The sequence below is a fragment of the Rhodanobacter sp. AS-Z3 genome (assembly GCF_029224025.1).
GTDB lineage: Bacteria > Pseudomonadota > Gammaproteobacteria > Xanthomonadales > Rhodanobacteraceae > Rhodanobacter.
In genome coordinates, this window is the sequence record NZ_CP119392.1 from 2,600,270 (window position 1) to 2,617,105 (window position 16,836).

Here is a 16,836-nt window from a genome sequence, read left to right on the forward strand (position 1 = left end):
CCTTCCACGCAATATGATCCAGGCGGGCGACTGCGCCGCCGCGTACCTCGGGGGAGGGGCACCATGCGGCTGTTTCACTTCACCAGCGCAACATATGGCCTCAACGCAATTCGGGATCAGCAGTACAAGTTGTCCACCTATGACAACTTGAACGATCCATTTGAGTTGTTCGCGCCTGACTTAGCCGATGCGAAGGTTCGCGCTGTGTTTCAAAAGGGCAAGGATCTGTGCGCCAAGCAGATGGCGCTTCTTTGCTGCAGTAAAAGCTGGAGCAACACCCTGCTTTGGAGCCACTACGCAGAGAAGCATACGGGTGTCGCGCTTGAACTCGACGTCGCGGATGAATGCATCACTCACGTCAAGTATCAAAAGACAAGAACACCGATGTCACGCCAGGACATGGACGAAAACATGCGCCGGGAGGATGGATTAGGCGTAGGCGCCGCAATGTTCGGGATAAAAGGTATTGACTGGGCCTATGAGGACGAGGCACGAATTTCCCACAACATCCGACATCTCAATCGCCCACAAAATGGTCTTTATTTCTCGCCGTTCAACAATGTGATATCTCTACGAGGTGTTGTTTTAGGCCCTCTATGCAAATTGAGCCCAGACGATCTCCAAGAAAACCTGCCGGCCGGCACGCGACTATCAGTCAGAAAATCCCGCATCGCATTTCGAAGTTTCAAAGTAGTGAGCGACCTAAGGTTCAAGCCTAGGCAGCTAGTTGGCGCGGCATGAACTTTTCAACGAACCGGCTTGGCCACGACAACCATGCAAAAACCATTTGACTGGCCGGACTACCCCTGCCCCAAGTGCGAGTTCGAACAGCAGTGGGAAGTGCGCAGCTGCAAGAACGCAGGCGGACAGAACACCTGCATATTCGTATGCGGTCACTGCGGCTATCGCGGCCAATCCGTAGGGGTGGAGGAAGTGAGAAAAGCCGGCATCATTGCGGAGCCGATTGAGGCCATAAACCTGCTGCATCCATGCCAAGTCTGCGGCACACTCGGCGCGGAACGCCATCACTGGGCGCCTTATTCATTATTTGGCGACGATTCGGAACGCTGGCCGCAATCGTACTTGTGCCAAGCCTGCCACTCCCGATGGCATCGGATTGTCACGCCGGCCAGGCCGTCCCCCTGAAACGCTAGTCAGATTCGCAGGATTCGCGCGATTCGCAGGGGGATATTCAAATACTCACTTTTTCAGGTCGCCATCGCTACGACAATTCACGCAAGCGATGTAAGTGGAGGTCAGGCGCCCGGCGTAGTGCTATCCAGAATTTTTGGTAGCTGCCGAAGGAAGAAAAGGTAAGCCATAACAACAAGATAAATGGTCACTACAAAGCCAAACGATTTCAGCGAGTCGACGACCGTGCTTGCATTCTGCGCAATATCAGACATCGGCCTAGTAGGGAAATCTTTTGCCAGATGGGAAATGATGGATGCAGCGAACGCGATTTCTAATAGAGCCCTGGCGCAAAGCCCAATAGCCACGGACGAAATCACGTTCGCTATTGGGAAGAATAGCCGGCCAAAACCCGCAGGATGTTTGTACGCGATAAAGGTCAAGCCGGACACCATCGCTAGAACAAGCCCGGACGCAATCGTCTCGATCATAGGAATCCTTGCTGGACAACGGCTAATGTCAAATTGATACGAACTTGGTCTATTGCGAGGGATTCTCGCCCCATCGCCGTTCAGTCAGATGGTCAACTGGTTGTCGATGCTGGTCAAGACGTGAGATTGCCAGCCTTCAACGAATCCAAGTAGTCAGCCCATGCCGCCATCATCTTGCGACGCTCAACCAGGTGAGCGGTACGGTTGTAGGCGCGGCCGTTCGGGTCTTTAACCGCATGCGCCAGCTGATGCTCGATGTAATCAGGCCGAAACTGCAGCACCTCATCCAACACAGTGCGCGCCATAGCACGGAAACCGTGCCCGCTCATCTCGCCGGTGCCGTAGCCCATGCGCCGCAATGCCGACAACACCCCGTTGTTGCTCATGGGACGCTGCGGACTACGCGGGCTAGGGAACAGGTACCGACCACCTCCAGTCAGCAATTGAAGCTCACGCAGGATCGCCACCGCTTGAGGTGCAAGCGGTACCAGGTGTGGCTCGCGCATCTTCATTTTCTCGGCCGGCAGATTCCATTGCGCAGCGTCCAGATCAAACTCCACCCACTCGGCTTGCCTCAGCTCACCAGGGCGAACGAACAGCAGCGGCGCCAGACGTAGAGCGCACCTTGTCACGAACGAACCTTGATAGCTGTCCATCGCGCGCAGCAGCCCGCCGATCGCGTTCGGTTCGATGATTGCAGCCAAATGGATTGGCTTCACTGGCGGTAACGCGCCACGTAGATCAGCACCAGGATTGCGCTCGGCTCGGCCAGTTGCGATCGCGTAGCGGAACACCTGTCCACAGTTCTGCAGCACGCGATGCGCCGACTCGACTGCGCCACGGTCAACAATCCGATTGACGGTAGCCAGTAGCTCCTTGGCGGTAACTTCAGCAATTGGGCGACCACCCAGCCACGGGAAAATGTCATTCTCCATTCGCAGCATGATCCGGCTGGCATGCAGATCCACCCAGGTGGCTGATTGCTTGGAATGCCACTCGCGCGCGATGACTTCGAAGCTGTTCGCCGATCGTTCCTTGCCTGCTGCTTTTTCCGCTTTGAGTTGATCACTTGGATCAACGCCAGCAGCCAGCAGCTTGCGTGCCTTTTCGCGATTGTCGCGTGCGGCCTTCAGGCCAGTGTCTGGATAGACGCCCATGCTCAGCGTCTTGCGCTTGCCTGCAAAACGGTAATCGAAACGCCACCAGCGCGAACCGTTCGGATTGAGCAGCAGATACATGCCGCGCTCGTCCGTCATCTTGATTGGCTTCTCGCCAGGCTTTGCGTTGCGTATGGCGGTGTCGGTAAGCGGCATGACGGTAGCACCTAGGCCAGAATGGCCTGCTACCGACGAATCTACCGTTGTCAGACGGTAGATTGCAACGGATCGCATCGGACTACGTTACACAAGAAAAAGGCCGGAACCCTTGCTGCTGCTTGGGTTACCGGCCTTTATCGGACTACATTACAACTTCAATTGGTGGAGGTGGCGGGAGTCGAACCCGCGTCCGAAGGCGTTAAATGCCCAGATCTACATGCTTAGCTCACCGTTCGATCTCGTTCCGCGACAAGTACGGTGTGCAAAACGCACCGCGGAACCAGCCTGATTGATTTAGCCTAGAACCGCCAGGCGGCAGCGTTCGGCGATCTCATGATAATGACCCTACACCGACAAGCATGAGCACAAGTGGGTTCGGGGCTTACGCCTTAAGCGGCGAGAGCGTAGTTGTCGTCGTTGGCAACTATGAGTTTGCTGCTGGATTTACGAGGAAAGCTGCCCCCTCGGCATGCACCAAGTCATCTCACTACCCCCGTCGAAGCCAGGACACCCCCGGGGAAAACGATCTGACGCTGCAAGTATATGGGGGCGCCGATCACAACGCCAATGCCCTGTGCTGGATGCAGTCCTAACCCATGCATGCTGTGCAAACCTTGATCATCGTCAAGTCGAGTGTTGTTAGGTCATTCATGCAACGTCTATACTTCACCGGTTGCTTGACTCCGTATCCGTCGCACTCGTGGGAAAGACCTCGATGACTCGATTGCATTTGCTTGGCCTGGTTGTGGCCTCTGCCCTGTTCGCCACCGCGAGCGCTCACGCTGAAGGCGACAAAGCCGCTGGCCGCAAGCTGGTTTACACCTGCGCCGGCTGCCATGGCGTGCCGGGCTATACCAACGCGTATCCGCAGTATCCGGTGCCGAAAATCGCCGGCCAGAATGAGCAGTACATCGTCAATGCGTTGCATGGTTACCAGGCCGGCGACCGCAAGCATCCCACCATGGATGCACAGGCTCAGAGCCTGTCCGATGCGGATATCCAGAATATCGCTGCCTACCTTTCCAGCCTCGCCAAGTAGTCGCCAAGGATTTCACGCATGAATCGTGTGCTTACCCTGCTTTCCGTCGGCGCCGTCATGGCGTTCGCTTCCACCACCTTGCTGGCCAACGGCAATGCCGAGAACGGCAAGCAGAAGGCTGCAACCTGCTTTGCCTGTCACGGCGCCGATGGCAACTCCGTTGACCCGCAGTACCCGCGTCTGGCCGGTCAGTACAACTTGTACCTGCAGCGCGTCTTGCACGAATACAAGGACGGCGGACGTAACAACCCGATCATGATGGGTATGGTCGCCACGCTATCCGACCAGGACATCGAAGATGTTTCGGCTTACTTTTCCAGCCTGCCGAGCAAACTCGATACGCTGAAAGGTCACATCGGCGGGGACAAGTAAGCGTTCCCCCTGCTGATTAAAAAAAGGCCCGCAATGCGGGCCTTTTTTTGCTGAAGAGAGGCATCAGGCAATCGCTGACTTGCCCTCAGCCTTGCTGTAATAGGGCTTCTCGCCGCCCGCATGATCCGTTGCGTCGCGTACCGCGGTAATCTCCGGCACGCGCTCACGCAAGGTCTTTTCGACGCCCTGCTTCAAGGTCACGTCGACCATGCCGCAGCCATGGCAGCCGCCGCCGAACTGAAGCAGCACCACGCCGTCAGCGTCAATTTCCAGCAGGCTGACGCGACCGCCGTGCGAAGCCAGTTTCGGATTGACCTCGGCTTCCAGCACAAAGCGCACGCGCTCGATCAGACCAGCCTCCGCGCCGGGAACATCGCCCTTGATCTTCGGTGCGCGAATGTTGAGCTGGCCGCCGGTCGCATTCGGTTCAAAGTCGATGCTGGCGCCATCCAGCCAGCGGGCGCTGTCGCCATCGATATGGAAATCGAAACCGGCGCACTCGATCGTCCACTCGCCGCCGGCAAGGTCGATTGGTTCACAGAACTCCAACTCGCAGTTAGCCGCTGGCGTGCCGGGCGAGGTCACTCGCAGGCGAATGCCCAGCCCGTCCGTGCCCTGTTGTGAAAGAAGGCGCAGAAAGTGCTGCTGCGCGCGCTCCGAAAGATCAATCATGCCTGCTCCAATGTCGCTTATTCCGAGGCCAGCCAGCCACGCTGGCGAAACAGCACCATTTTAGTCCTGTTTCAGATTTTCTGTGTGCTTTGACTTTTGCGCGCACAACTTCGACCCTTCGCGTTCGCGACACTGAACGCCGAGGAAGACCACCATGAACGCCAACGACCTTTCGACCAAGCATTGCCAACCGTGCAAGGGCAAGGCGCACGCGCTGAATCCCGCTGACATCACCGAACTGCTGCAACGGCTTCCCGGCTGGAACCTCGCCAATGATGGCAAGGCCATCGTGAAGGACTTCAAGTTCAAGGATTTCCATCACACGCTGGGCTTCATCAATGCGCTGGGCTACATGGCCAACCACGAAGACCATCACCCGGACCTGGAAGCCGGTTATGGCCACTGCCAGGTGCTGTGGTCAACCCACGACGTGGGCGGACTGTCTCTGAACGACTTCATCTGCGCCGCCCGGGTGGAAGCCTTGCTCGCCCACTGATCAGAAGTCGGTGCGTGACTTCTCGCGGGTATAGACCAAGCGCTTGCCCTTGACCGCCAGCGTGTCGAGAAACAGCTTCAAGTCATCAGGCAGCGGCGCGGAGAAACTGTACGAACGGCCGTCCAGGTCAAAGCTCATGTGCGCGGCATGCAGGAACAGCCGTTCCAGGCCCATTTCACGGTAGCGCTTGTTCATTTCGCGATCGCCGTACTTCGGGTCGCCGGCCAGCGGATGGCCGATGTGTGCCGCATGCACACGGATCTGATGGGTGCGGCCGGTACCCAGCGTGGCCTGCATCAGGCGTGCGCTGGGGTATTGCTCCATCTCGCGGAAGAAAGTCAGCGATGGCTTGCCGTTGTCGGCCACCCGCACCATGCGCTCGCCGCCTTGCAGCACGGACTTCAATAGGGGCGCGTTGACGTCGAACTTGGCCTTGGACGGATGCCCGAGCATCATGCACAGATACTGTTTGGTGACTTCGCCGGCGCGGATTGCCGCCTGCAATCCGGTCAGCCCCGCCCTTGTGCGGGCGAACACCAGCACGCCACTGGTGTCGCGATCCAGTCTATGTACCAGTTCCAGGTGCTCCTGCGGCCGGGCGGCGCGCAACAGCTCGATCGCGCCGTGACTGACGCCACTGCCACCATGGCTGGCCACGCCCGAGGGCTTGTCGATAACCAGGAAGTGCTTGTCTTCGAAGATCACCGCATCGGCGACGGAAGACACCAATCCTTTGGCGGGGGCACGCCCCTCGGGGCGCTCAGCCACTCGCACAGGGGGAATACGCAACATGTCACCGTCCGCGAGACGCGTGTCCGGCTTGGCCCGTTTGCCGTTCACACGGACCTGGCCAGTCCGCAAAATCCGGTAGATCATGCTCTTGGGCACGCCCTTGAGCAGGGTCATCAGCGCATTATCGATACGCTGACCGTCCCGTTCGGGACCGATCTCGACTTGACGTACACCGTGAGGTGCGTCAGGGGAAGTTGCCGTTTGCATTGAAAAAAACCTGCTGAAATAGGATACTCCGCGAGCGCCACATTCTGCCCATCGAAGTCTGGATCGGGTCGGGTGCCAGCCCCGTCACGTCGGCGAGGATTGCTCCAGTTGCCTTCGGCGACCGGTTGCGACTCCCTTTCATCGTAACGGTTTGGGCCGTTGTTTGTCCGATGCCATTGCGGCCTCGGAACGGCAGGTGCAGCAGACCGAATCATCCCGACGCCGGAAACGGTGCCGGTTTTTTTGCCGCTTTACCGCAGCGGCGCGATCCCCGGCAGGCCGCCACAGTGGCGCCACCGGGGCACGCGACGCGCGGCCAAGCCGAGGATAACCACCATGAAACGTATGTTGATCAACGCGACTCAGCGTGAAGAGTTGCGCGTGGCCATTGTCGATGGCCAGACCCTGTACGACCTGGACATCGAGATCCCGTCACGGGAACAGAAAAAGTCCAATATTTACAAAGGTCGCATCACCCGAGTCGAGGCTTCGCTGGAAGCCTGTTTCGTCGAATATGGCGCCGAACGCCATGGCTTCCTGCCGATCAAGGAGGTCTCCCGCGAGTACTTCACCGCCGGGCTCGACCCGCACAAGGCGAATATCCGCGAACTGATCAAGGAAGGTCAGGAAGTCGTTGTGCAGGTGGAAAAGGAAGAGCGTGGCAACAAGGGCGCAGCCCTGACCACATTCATCAGCCTGGCTGGCCGCTACATGGTGCTGATGCCGAACAACCCGAAGGCTGGCGGTGTTTCCCGCCGGATCGAGGGTGAAGACCGGCAGGCGCTGAAAGAAGCACTGGACCACGTCACCGTGCCCGACGATGTCGGCCTGATCGTGCGCACCGCCGGCCTCGGCCGCGATGCCGAAGAGCTGCAGTGGGACCTCGATTACCTGCTGCAATTGTGGAAGTCGATCTCCGAGGCAGCCGGCAAGCAGAAAGCACCGTTCCTGATCTATCAGGAGTCGAAACTGTTCATCCGTGCCCTGCGTGACTACCTGCGCAGCGACATCGGCGAGATCCTGATCGACGACGAATCGCTGTACAGCGATGCTCGTGATTTCATGCAGCAGGTGATGCCGACCTCCCTACGCAAGCTCAAGTTATACAAAGACGACACCCCGCTGTTCACCCGTTACCAGATCGAAACCCAGATCGAAAGCGCATTCGACCGGCAGGTACGCCTGCCGTCGGGCGGCTCGATCGTGATTGACCAGACCGAAGCGCTGACCGCCATCGACGTGAACTCGTCGAAGGCAACCAAGGGCAGCGACATCGAAGACACCGCGTTCAATACGAACTGCGAAGCGGCAGTGGAAATTGCCCGTCAGGCGCGTATCCGCGATGCCGGCGGCTTGATCGTGATCGACTTCATCGACATGGACAGCCCGCGCCATCAGCGCGAAGTGGAAGATCGTCTGAAGGATGCGCTCAAGCTCGACCGCGCCCGCGTGCAGATCGGTCGCATATCGCGCTTTGGTCTGCTGGAAATGTCGCGTCAGCGTTTGCGCCCCAGCCTCGGTGAAGCGTCCCAGATCACCTGCCCGCGCTGCGAAGGTCATGGCCACATCCGCGGTGTTGAATCACTGTCGTTGTCGACCCTGCGTCTGATCGAAGAACATGCGATGAAGGACAACACCGGCCAGGTGCTGGTGCAGGCGCCTTCCAGCGTGGTCAACTTCCTGCTGAACGAAAAGCGTGCCAGCGTGGTGGAGATCGAACTGCGCCACAAGGTGCACGTGATGATCGTGGCCGACGAGAAGCTGCAGACCCCACACATCGAAATCCAGCGTATCCGCGAAGCGGACATGGGCGAGCACAGCAAGCCCAGCTACGAAATGCTGACCGCGGTGGAAACTGCTGAACTGCCGAAAATGGGTCAAACGCTGGGTAGCGGTGAGCAGCCGGCAGTGAGTGGTGTTCTTCCGGCAAGCCCCGCGCCGGTTCGTGAAGAAGCGGCCAATGAGCCTGCTCCAGTGAGCCCGCCACGTCGTCAGACAACAACACCTGCGGTGCCAGTGCGCAGTGCGCCCACCGGCGGTTTCATTGCTCGCTTGCTGGGCATGTTCCGTGGCGCTGATGCACCCAAGACAAGCTCGCCCTCGCCTGCTCGCAGCGCTGCCGACAACGAAAACAGCAACCGTGGTCGTCGTGACGAACGCGGCAATCGCAATGGCAACAGCGCTAATGCAAGCTCGGCGCGCCAGCCGCGACGCGAAGCAGCACCGCAGCAGAGTTCGCCGAAGTCTGCGACGCAACCGCAGGCACGTGGCAATCGCCAGCGCAACAACGAGTCGCAGCCCCGGCCCGCACAGCAGCCGCAGACCCAATCGGCCAAGACCGAGCGTCAACCCAAGGCAGCTGCAGAGAACGCTTCGCCACGCACTGAGCGCAAGCCCAACGCACAGCAGCCAAAGACCGAGCGGCAGCCCCGCGCCAACGAGAACAAGCGACCCGTCGCTGCCCCCTTGGATGAAGCGGCTCAAGAAGCCGAGTTGCTGGTGGATGCACCACTCGAATCAACGGTGCCACCGTCGGATGACAACGCCGTGGACACCGAAGGTAGCCAGGCACGCCGTCGTCGTGGGCGTCGCGGCGGTCGTCGTCGCCGCCGTCATGATGAAACCGGTGCCAGCACCGGTGAGCTCAGTGGCCCGCAGGCCAGTGAGCTGGATGACGAAGATCGTGACGACGCCGCGGGATCAGCTGCGTCGGCCAGCAACAAGCCCGCTCGCGCTGAGTCGACGCCTGCTGCCCCGCCCGTCAAGCTGGACGCGGAGGCTCGTACCCATGAGTCGGCGGATGCGCCAGCTGGCTTGTCGTCCAAGGAAAGCCTGACCGACAACACGCCGACCGAACAGCCCAACCCGGTCACCATGGCAGCTGTCAGTGTGGCTGCCAGCTTCAACCTGCCCACCTTGCCGCCCATTCCAGATCAGGGTGATGGCATTGCAGAGGCCCGTCACGACGAACGTCATGCAGTGAAGGTTGCCGCTGTCGAGTCTGGGTCCTCAATGCAGGCGACCACACAGCCCACCTCGATGACTGCGCCAGCGGAGCCTGCTCGGGCGCCGTCGGCGGGCGTTGGCCTCGTGGAAGCTGCCGCAGATGCTTCTGCCCGGCAACAGCCGGAGCCAGCTACCGAGCGAGCAGCTGTCAGCTCGGTAAAAGAGGCAGAGCCAGCCACGGCATCGGCTCCAGCAGCGTCACCGGCAGTGGCGCACGTGACTGCACCGGCTCCAGTGGCAACCCCACCGGCTGCTGTTGTCACTGAGGTCATTGCTCCGGCGGCAACGGAAGTTTCCCGCGCTGTGGACAACAAGGTGGAGCAGTCCACGGATACCGTGGCGGCGGCGGAATCGACGCCGACATTGAAGCCGGCGACTGTCGCCGCGATTGTTCAGCCAGCGCAGCCGACGCAAGGTGACCTGCTCAGTCATTCACCTCACGCCGTGACGCCCTCACGCTTGCCGATCGAGACTGTGCCGCAATCACCCACCTCGGCCCCGCTCGACAAGAGCGAAACAGAAGGCTGATTCGTGCATGAAAAGACCGGACGAAAGTCCGGTTTTTTTTGTCCTTCGAGCTGGCGTCAGTTGCCTACGTGATGACTAGGCATGTCAATCAGTCCGTGCACCGTCATCAGATGCGCAAGACTGAGTACGTGATCGACATGCAGCTTCTCCATCAAGCGCTGCTTGTAGGTGGACACGGTCTTGGGACTCAGGTTTAGCTGCTCACCGATGATCGTCAACGGCTTGCCACGAACCAGCATCATCGCCACCTCCAGCTCTCGGCTGGACAGCACGTCGAACGGTGATGCGCTTCCGTCCAGTGTGGCCAGTGCCAGTTGCTGGGCGACAGCAGGGGCGAGATAACGCCGGCCTCCGGCAACCTGGCGCACCGCTGAAACCAGTTCGTCTGCGCTGCAACCCTTGGTCAGATAACCAAGAGCGCCAGCATCCAGCAGGCGTTTGGGGAAGCGTGCATCGTCAACCACCGTGACGATCACGATATGCGTGGAGAGCTTTGATCGACACACGCGCTCGGTGAGCTCGATTCCGCTCATCCCCGGCATGTGTACGTCAACCAGCGCAATGTCTGGAGCAAGCGTGCGAATCAAGCGCAGCCCCTCCTCAGCGGTGGCCGCTTCGCCAGCGACATGTATGTCCGACTGTTGCTGCAGGATCATTCTAAAGCCGGTGCGAACCAGCTCGTGATCGTCCACCAGGACCACATTGATCACTTGACTCCCTCCTTGGTTGGGCTGCATGAAAGTAGGCTGCATGACACACCATTGCAAGCGGCGCGGTGCACCAAAATCACTGAGCGCCTATTCATCCCGTCAATCGGTTCAAAATGTTGCCTGTTGTCTGACGCACTACTCAGGCCGCCAACGCATCCGGGCGGTTCGTCTCGCGGCATGCAGTCGCCGGGATGCGGGGGTGGCTGGACAGCACAACCGTTGATCCCGGTATCATCATTTGCACGCAAACAATCGCACCAAGCCGATAATATTCATCGCGCGCGATCTCAGAGGCGAGCTTGATCGCCGGCCCTAATGGCAGATCGCTGAACAACGTGATGTGACTGCGACGAATTCGCCAGCTTCCCTTCGCCGATGGCTGCAGCAAGATCGTCACCATGACTGACACTCCCCTTTCGATAGCGCGCCAACCGGTAGAGCCCCGCCCGTGTCCCGATGGACTGAAGATGAATGTGTCACGGCTACGGGACAGGTTATGTCGGCCGACTCCCACACTGGCTGTGCGGGGAAGCGCCTTGCTGATTGAGTTTGACTGCTGATCCTGCGGTGCGCTGATCGGTTCGGGCACAAAAAAACCCGCTGTCTGCGGGTTTTCTTGTCCTTTCGAGTCTCAGCGATCCTTGCTGAAACCCTTCATTGGTGCCCAAGAGGGGACTCGAACCCCTACACCTTACGGCGCTACCACCTCAAGGTAGTGCGTCTACCAATTCCGCCACCTGGGCAGGTTTGTTACTTAGTGCTTGGCCGGCGGAGCTGCCGGTACCTCGCCCTGGCCACTGACCGGAGCGGGTTTTGCCGCCGGCGTGGTCGCCGGAACGACGTTGTTGGCTGAAGCAGGTGCTGCTGCCGGAACTTCCGAACCGGTGGCCGGAGCCGCCTTGGTGGCCGCGGCCTTCTCGGTCATGGTCGACATTACGCCAAGATCCTGTGTATTGGTCTTGGGAGCGCCGTTGTCATTCAGATACATGCCCATGGCCAGACTGAGCAGGAAGAACAGGCCCGCCAGCACGCCCGTTGCACGGGTGAGGAAGGTGGACGAACCGCGGGCACCGAAGACCGTAGCCGAAGCACCGCCGCCGAAGCCGGAGCCGGCATCGGCACCCGCTCCGTTCTGCAGCAGGATCAGCACGATCATCGCCGCTGCGATCAGAATGTAGAACACGCTGAAAATGACGAACATAAGGTTTCTATTGAGCCTGTGACGCCTGATGCGCCGCGGCGCAGATTCCAAGGAAGTCGGATGCGGTCAGGGAGGCCCCACCGATCAGACCGCCATCCACGTCCGCCTGCGCGAACAATTCAGCGGCGTTGGCCGCCTTGACGCTACCGCCGTAAAGCAGTCGGGTCAGACGGCAAATTATAACATCTTCCTTTTCCAGTTGGCTACGGATGAAGGCATGCACTTGTTGTGCCTGTTGCGGGCTGGCGGTTCGGCCGGTACCGATGGCCCAGACCGGTTCATAGGCGATGACTGCCGTATCGAAACTGGCGATGCCATTGAGCGACAGCACAGCTTGCAACTGGCGGGAAATCACCGCTTCAGTTTCGCCGGCCTCGCGCTGTTCCAGCGTTTCACCGACGCACAAAATCGGGGTCAGTCCGCCGGCACGGGCCGCGGCAAACTTGCGCGCCACCAGGTCGTCACTTTCCTGGTGATACTGACGACGCTCCGAATGGCCAACCAGCACCCATCGGGCACCGACATCAGCCAGCATGGCGGCAGAGACTTCGCCGGTGTAGGCACCCTGCCCCTCGTGCGTACTGACATCCTGGGCGCCGATCAACAAACCGGAGTCGGCCTGTTGCGCCGCGAGTTCGGCTACATACGGAAACGGGGGAAAGACGGCAACATCGACGTCGTTCGGCAGGTCAGCGGCAATATCGGCCATCAGTGCCGTCGCCATCGAGCGACTGCCATACATCTTCCAGTTTCCGGCAACGAATTTCTTGCGCATGGTGTGCTTCTGCTGCGGTCAAACTGCAAGCTTACCGACGGGGTGAAGGAACGGCAAACCCATGCCCTACTGGCGTCGATCAACCGCTGCGGTCAAGAATGGCATTCCATCCGCAGGAACATCACATGACCGCTCGCCGTCCGATCAGCCTGATTACCGGTGCATCCTCTGGCATTGGTGCCGCTTTCGCCCGACAGCTTGCCGCGCTGAACCATGATCTGGTACTGACCGCTCGTCGGACTGATCGCATGGAGGCGCTTGCCATCGAGCTGCGCACCGCACACGCCGTCGAAGTCACGGTGCTGGCCTACGACCTGGCCGACCCCTCGACACCACGGCTGTTGTGCGATGCACTGGATCAACGTGGTTTGCAGGTGGACTGGCTGATCAACAATGCCGGCTATGGGGTGCCTGGCACCTTCATCGAAAATGACTGGAAGACTCACGCGGACTTCCTGCAGGTGCTGCTGACTGCACCCAGCGAATTGGCATGGCGCCTTCTGCCTGGCATGCGTCAGCGTGGTCATGGCCGGATCATCAATGTGGCCTCGCTTGCAGGGCACGTTCCCGCGCCGGCCGGACACACGCTCTATGCAGCAAGCAAGGCGTATCTGATCAAGTTCTCACAGTCACTGGCACTGGAGAATCAGTCGGCCGGAGTGCATGTCAGCGCGTTGTGCCCGGGCTTCACCTGGTCGGAGTTCCATGACGTCACCGGTACTCGCGACAAGATGGATAAGCTGCCCGACTTCATGTGGCTCACTGCCGAAGAAGTGGTGCGTCAGGGTATCGCGGCGGTCGAACGCGGTGACGCTGTATACACTCCGGGTCGTGTCAATCGGACCATCAAGCGGGCCATTCAGTTGATGCCGGACCGACTGGCCATGTGGCTGTCGGCACGCGAGTCGAAGCGTTACCGGAATACCCAGCTGTAGATCGGCAATACAGGTACGACTCATCCCATTACCCACCGCTGAGCGCATGCTCGCCACCGGCTTTCACCACCATGTCATTGTTTCCGACCCAGATGCGTCCACTGTCCTACCGCAAGCCTGTCGAGGGCCGCGACTATTGGTTGGTCGATGACGTGTTGCCGAACCCCGACCAGGTGCGCGCGCGCTGTCTGGCGAAGACGGATTGGGAAATGGGCTACCCGTATACCGGCGAAGTGTGGCCAGGAATGCGCTCCATTCCGGCGTTACTGGATGACGAGTTGGCCGCGGTGGAAGCGCAGGTATGCAAGCTGACCGGGGCGAAGAAATTGTGGGTTGAGCAAACCGAGGCTGGCCTGCGACTGAATCACAACTGCGTACAGGTCGTTGGCTCGGTCGAAGGCGCGGTCAAGCCGCATACCGATTCAACCAATCTATGCCGCTACGCTGCCGTGTTGTATCTCAACCCGGATGTGCCGGAGCAATGCGGCACCAGTTTCTTCCGTCAGCGCATGCCCGGCGGGCAGTTGGGCGGCAACATCGTGATGCCGCCGCATCGCAATCTGGCCGAAGCGCTCGGCAATCGCTTCGTGCAACCGAACGCGTTCGTGGAAGATGTGCGCGTGGCGCATCGGTACAACCGATTGCTGGTTTACAAGGCCAACCTGATCCATAGCGCCACCGCCTACTGGGGTCAGGAACTGGCGGCCAAACGCATGACCGCCGTGTTCTTCTGGATGGCTTGAGTTCGCGCCAACGATTAGATCAGCTTGATCTCACGCAGACGCTGCAGCAGGTATTCGTGCGATGTGATCGAGGTGTCGTAACGACGCGGATTGTCCGGCGTGATGCACGAATCCAGCGGGTCCAGCACCACGTCCGGATTCGGATGCAGGAAGAACGGCACCGAGTAACGCGGCTTGCGTGCATTCGCGTTCTGCGGATTGACCACCCGATGCGACGTCGACGGATAAACGTGGTTGCTGAGGCGCTGCAGCATGTCGCCAATGTTCACCACAATGGCGTCACCTTCGGTGGTGATCGGCAACCACTTGCCGTGGCTCAGCACTTCCAGGCCCTCGGCGCTGGCGCCGACCAGCAAGGTGATGAAATTGATGTCTTCATGCGCGCCGGCGCGCACGTTCGGCACGTTGTCCTGGGTGATCGGCGGATAGTGGATCGGCCGCAAGATCGAATTGCCGACGTCGGTCTTGTCTTCGAAGAAATTCTCAGGCTCGTTGATGTGCAAGGCGAGCGCGCGCAATACGCGCGTACCCAGCTGGTCGAGTGCCTCGTACAGGCCATAGCCGTATTGCTTGAAATCCGGCACTTCACTCGGCCAGAGATTCGGCGGCATCACGTCGGCAAACTTCGAGTCGCGCGGAATCTCGCGGCCGATATGCCAGAACTCCTTGAGGTCGGCGTACTGGCTGTCCTTGGCGGTCTCCACCTTCAACGGCGTATAGCCGCGCGCACCACCGCTGCCGACCAGGTGGTACTTCATCTTGGTGTCAGTGGGCAGTGCAAAGAAGCGCTGGAACACATCGTACGAGCCGTCGATCAGCTCGCGTGGAATGCCGTGGCCGCTAATGCAGCAGAAACCGAATTCACGGTAAGCCGCACCGATCTCGGCAACAAAGGCATCGCGATCGGTGTCGTAGCGACGGATGTCGAGGGTTGGAACATTGTTCATGGCTGTAGTCACCAGGTTGAGCGTGCGGTCGGTTGTTCCGCCACCGCAGGGGCGGCGCACGTCGGGCCAATCCATGGCGACCTAGTACTACTGCTAGAGGTTCACGAGCGTTCGGCTATGGATTTTACCGTTGCTGCCAGCTTCTCTGCCAGTTGTTGCACTTCCGCGGCATCGGCGCCCTCCACCGTGACCCGCACCAACGGCTCGGTGCCCGAGGCACGCAGCACCACGCGGCCGCGCCCGTGCAGAACCTGCTCCACTTCGGCCAGCGCCTGCTGCACCTCAGCACTGTCCAGTGACCGGCGTGCGCCAACCGCACGTACGTTCAGCATGATCTGGGGCATCTTCACCAGGCCTTTCCTCGCAGCAGCAAGGTCTTCGCCCGAGTGCGTGAGCGCTTCCAGTACGGCCAAGGCCGCGACGATACCGTCTCCGGTGGTTGCGCGATCCAGGCACAGGATATGGCCCGACGTTTCGCCGCCAAGCACGCCTTCATGCTGGCGCAACTGCTGCATCACGTAGCGATCGCCGACGTTGGCACGGATCAACGGTACGCCAATCTCGTCCAGCGCGAGTTGCAGCCCGAAATTGCTCATCAAGGTGCCCACCACCGGGCCGGTCAGCACACCCTGCGCGTGCCAGCTATGGGCCAGGATGTAGAGGATGTCGTCGCCATCAGCCAGCACGCCGTGACGGTCAACCAGCTGCACGCGATCGCCGTCGCCATCGAAGCCGATGCCAAGCTCAGCGCCATGGCTCAGCACCGCTTGCTGCAAGGCCTGCGGATGAGTCGAGCCGACATCGCGGTTGATGTTGAAACCGTCGGGCTTGTCGCCAATGGTGACTACCTCTGCGCCAAGTTCGGCAAAAACCTGCGGTGCCACCTGGTAGGTCGCGCCGTGAGCGCAGTCCAGTACCAGCTTCATGCCGCGCAGGCTGAAATCTTCAGCCACCGTCGCCTTGCAATACTCGGCGTAGCGGGCCACAGCATCGTCGATGCGGCGAGCCTTGCCCAATTGTTCGGAAACCACGGTAACGAAGGCGGCATCCACTTCCTGCTCGATCGCCAGCTCGACTTCGTCCGAAAGCTTCTCGCCATTGGCCGAAAAGAACTTGATGCCATTGTCGTAATGCGGGTTGTGCGACGCGCTGATCACGATGCCCAGCTGGGCGCGCATGGACCGGGTCAAAAAAGCCACTGCCGGTGTCGGCATCGGCCCGAGCAGGCCCACATCTGCGCCCGCGGCAACCAGCCCGGCTTCCAGCGCGGACTCGAACATGTAGCCGGAAACGCGGGTGTCCTTGCCAATCAGTACCTTCGGCCGGACGTTGCCCTCACGCGCCATCACGCTGCCCACGGCGCGGCCCAGCTGCAGCATGAAGTCGGCGCTGATCGGCCATTGTCCGACCAGACCGCGAATGCCATCGGTACCGAAATATTTGCGTTGATTCATCAGTTTTGTGGATCTCGAAAT

At 60.0% G+C, this 16,836-nt stretch carries 17 protein-coding genes, 1 tRNA gene and 1 other RNA gene; 7 read left to right on the forward strand and 12 right to left on the reverse strand.

The genetic code is table 11. The features are described 5' to 3' along the window. The first annotated feature begins 63 nt into the window (after positions 1 to 63). The gene (locus PY254_RS11515) at positions 64 to 741 is read left to right on the forward strand and encodes a DUF2971 domain-containing protein (protein ID WP_281012187.1); all 678 of its coding nucleotides are present in this window, start codon (positions 64 to 66) and stop codon (positions 739 to 741) included. Positions 742 to 1,256: 515 nt separating this feature from the next. Here PY254_RS11515 and PY254_RS11520 read toward each other — a convergent pair. The 3 genes from PY254_RS11520 to ssrA form a co-directional block, all read right to left on the reverse strand. Next, positions 1,257 to 1,622: a hypothetical protein gene (locus tag PY254_RS11520; RefSeq protein WP_281012188.1), complete on the reverse strand. Its 366-nt coding sequence runs from the start codon at positions 1,620 to 1,622 to the stop codon at positions 1,257 to 1,259. A gap of 113 nt (positions 1,623 to 1,735) precedes the next feature. Continuing rightward, on the reverse strand, positions 1,736 to 2,935 hold the full coding sequence (locus PY254_RS11525) for a tyrosine-type recombinase/integrase (RefSeq protein ID WP_281012189.1): 1,200 nt from the start codon (positions 2,933 to 2,935) through the stop codon (positions 1,736 to 1,738). 163 nt (positions 2,936 to 3,098) lie between these two features. Then, positions 3,099 to 3,453: a transfer-messenger RNA gene (ssrA, locus tag PY254_RS11530) on the reverse strand. 200 nt (positions 3,454 to 3,653) lie between these two features. Between ssrA and PY254_RS11535 the strand changes: the two genes are divergently transcribed. After that, the gene (locus tag PY254_RS11535) at positions 3,654 to 3,977 is read left to right on the forward strand and encodes a c-type cytochrome (protein WP_281012190.1); all 324 of its coding nucleotides are present in this window, start codon (positions 3,654 to 3,656) and stop codon (positions 3,975 to 3,977) included. 18 nt (positions 3,978 to 3,995) lie between these two features. Next, a complete protein-coding gene (locus PY254_RS11540; protein ID WP_281012191.1) occupies positions 3,996 to 4,349 on the forward strand; it encodes a c-type cytochrome in 354 nt (117 codons plus the stop codon). Between the two features lie 63 nt (positions 4,350 to 4,412). Here the strand turns inward: PY254_RS11540 and PY254_RS11545 are convergent, their stop codons facing one another. Continuing rightward, a complete protein-coding gene (locus PY254_RS11545; protein WP_281012192.1) occupies positions 4,413 to 5,021 on the reverse strand; it encodes an NfuA family Fe-S biogenesis protein in 609 nt (202 codons plus the stop codon). Positions 5,022 to 5,175: 154 nt separating this feature from the next. Here PY254_RS11545 and PY254_RS11550 point away from each other — a divergent pair, with 154 nt between their 5' ends. Continuing rightward, positions 5,176 to 5,517, forward strand: coding sequence for a 4a-hydroxytetrahydrobiopterin dehydratase (locus PY254_RS11550; protein ID WP_281012193.1), 342 nt, complete (start codon positions 5,176 to 5,178; stop codon positions 5,515 to 5,517). On the opposite strand, the gene PY254_RS11555 is transcribed toward PY254_RS11550, so the two are convergent. Beyond that, positions 5,518 to 6,516 (reverse strand): RluA family pseudouridine synthase, encoded by a 999-nt coding sequence (locus tag PY254_RS11555; RefSeq protein WP_281012194.1) that lies wholly within the window; start codon positions 6,514 to 6,516, stop codon positions 5,518 to 5,520. Positions 6,517 to 6,852: 336 nt separating this feature from the next. On the opposite strand from PY254_RS11555, the gene PY254_RS11560 reads away from it, so the two are divergent. Then, complete coding sequence (locus PY254_RS11560; RefSeq protein ID WP_281012195.1) at positions 6,853 to 10,050, forward strand: Rne/Rng family ribonuclease; 3,198 nt, start codon at positions 6,853 to 6,855, stop codon at positions 10,048 to 10,050. Between the two features lie 56 nt (positions 10,051 to 10,106). Here the strand turns inward: PY254_RS11560 and PY254_RS11565 are convergent, their stop codons facing one another. The 5 genes from PY254_RS11565 to tpiA all read right to left on the reverse strand — a co-directional run bounded on the left by PY254_RS11565 (position 10,107) and on the right by tpiA (position 12,736). Further along, positions 10,107 to 10,760: a response regulator gene (locus PY254_RS11565; protein WP_281012196.1), complete on the reverse strand. Its 654-nt coding sequence runs from the start codon at positions 10,758 to 10,760 to the stop codon at positions 10,107 to 10,109. Positions 10,761 to 10,899: 139 nt separating this feature from the next. After that, the gene (locus PY254_RS11570) at positions 10,900 to 11,160 is read right to left on the reverse strand and encodes a hypothetical protein (protein WP_281012197.1); all 261 of its coding nucleotides are present in this window, start codon (positions 11,158 to 11,160) and stop codon (positions 10,900 to 10,902) included. Positions 11,161 to 11,418: 258 nt separating this feature from the next. Then, a tRNA-Leu gene (locus tag PY254_RS11575) sits at positions 11,419 to 11,503 on the reverse strand. An 11-nt stretch (positions 11,504 to 11,514) separates the two neighbouring features. Beyond that, positions 11,515 to 11,961 (reverse strand): preprotein translocase subunit SecG, encoded by a 447-nt coding sequence (gene secG / locus PY254_RS11580; RefSeq protein ID WP_281012198.1) that lies wholly within the window; start codon positions 11,959 to 11,961, stop codon positions 11,515 to 11,517. Between the two features lie 7 nt (positions 11,962 to 11,968). Then, positions 11,969 to 12,736 (reverse strand): triose-phosphate isomerase, encoded by a 768-nt coding sequence (gene tpiA, locus PY254_RS11585; protein WP_281012199.1) that lies wholly within the window; start codon positions 12,734 to 12,736, stop codon positions 11,969 to 11,971. Positions 12,737 to 12,861: 125 nt separating this feature from the next. On the opposite strand from tpiA, the gene PY254_RS11590 reads away from it, so the two are divergent. Together PY254_RS11590 and PY254_RS11595 are read left to right on the forward strand one after the other, a co-directional pair. Beyond that, entirely contained in the window at positions 12,862 to 13,671 is an 810-nt protein-coding gene (locus tag PY254_RS11590; RefSeq protein ID WP_281012200.1) for an SDR family NAD(P)-dependent oxidoreductase, read from the forward strand. 71 nt (positions 13,672 to 13,742) lie between these two features. Then, positions 13,743 to 14,414 carry a DUF6445 family protein gene (locus PY254_RS11595; protein ID WP_281012201.1) on the forward strand — a complete coding sequence of 224 codons (672 nt, stop codon included), beginning with the start codon at positions 13,743 to 13,745 and terminating at the stop codon, positions 14,412 to 14,414. Positions 14,415 to 14,428: 14 nt separating this feature from the next. Here PY254_RS11595 and PY254_RS11600 read toward each other — a convergent pair whose 3' ends face one another. Both PY254_RS11600 and glmM read right to left on the reverse strand, forming a co-directional pair. Continuing rightward, positions 14,429 to 15,361 (reverse strand): isopenicillin N synthase family dioxygenase, encoded by a 933-nt coding sequence (locus PY254_RS11600; RefSeq protein WP_281012202.1) that lies wholly within the window; start codon positions 15,359 to 15,361, stop codon positions 14,429 to 14,431. A 101-nt stretch (positions 15,362 to 15,462) separates the two neighbouring features. Beyond that, the gene (glmM, locus tag PY254_RS11605; RefSeq protein ID WP_281012203.1) at positions 15,463 to 16,815 is read right to left on the reverse strand and encodes a phosphoglucosamine mutase; all 1,353 of its coding nucleotides are present in this window, start codon (positions 16,813 to 16,815) and stop codon (positions 15,463 to 15,465) included. Positions 16,816 to 16,836: the final 21 nt, after the last annotated feature.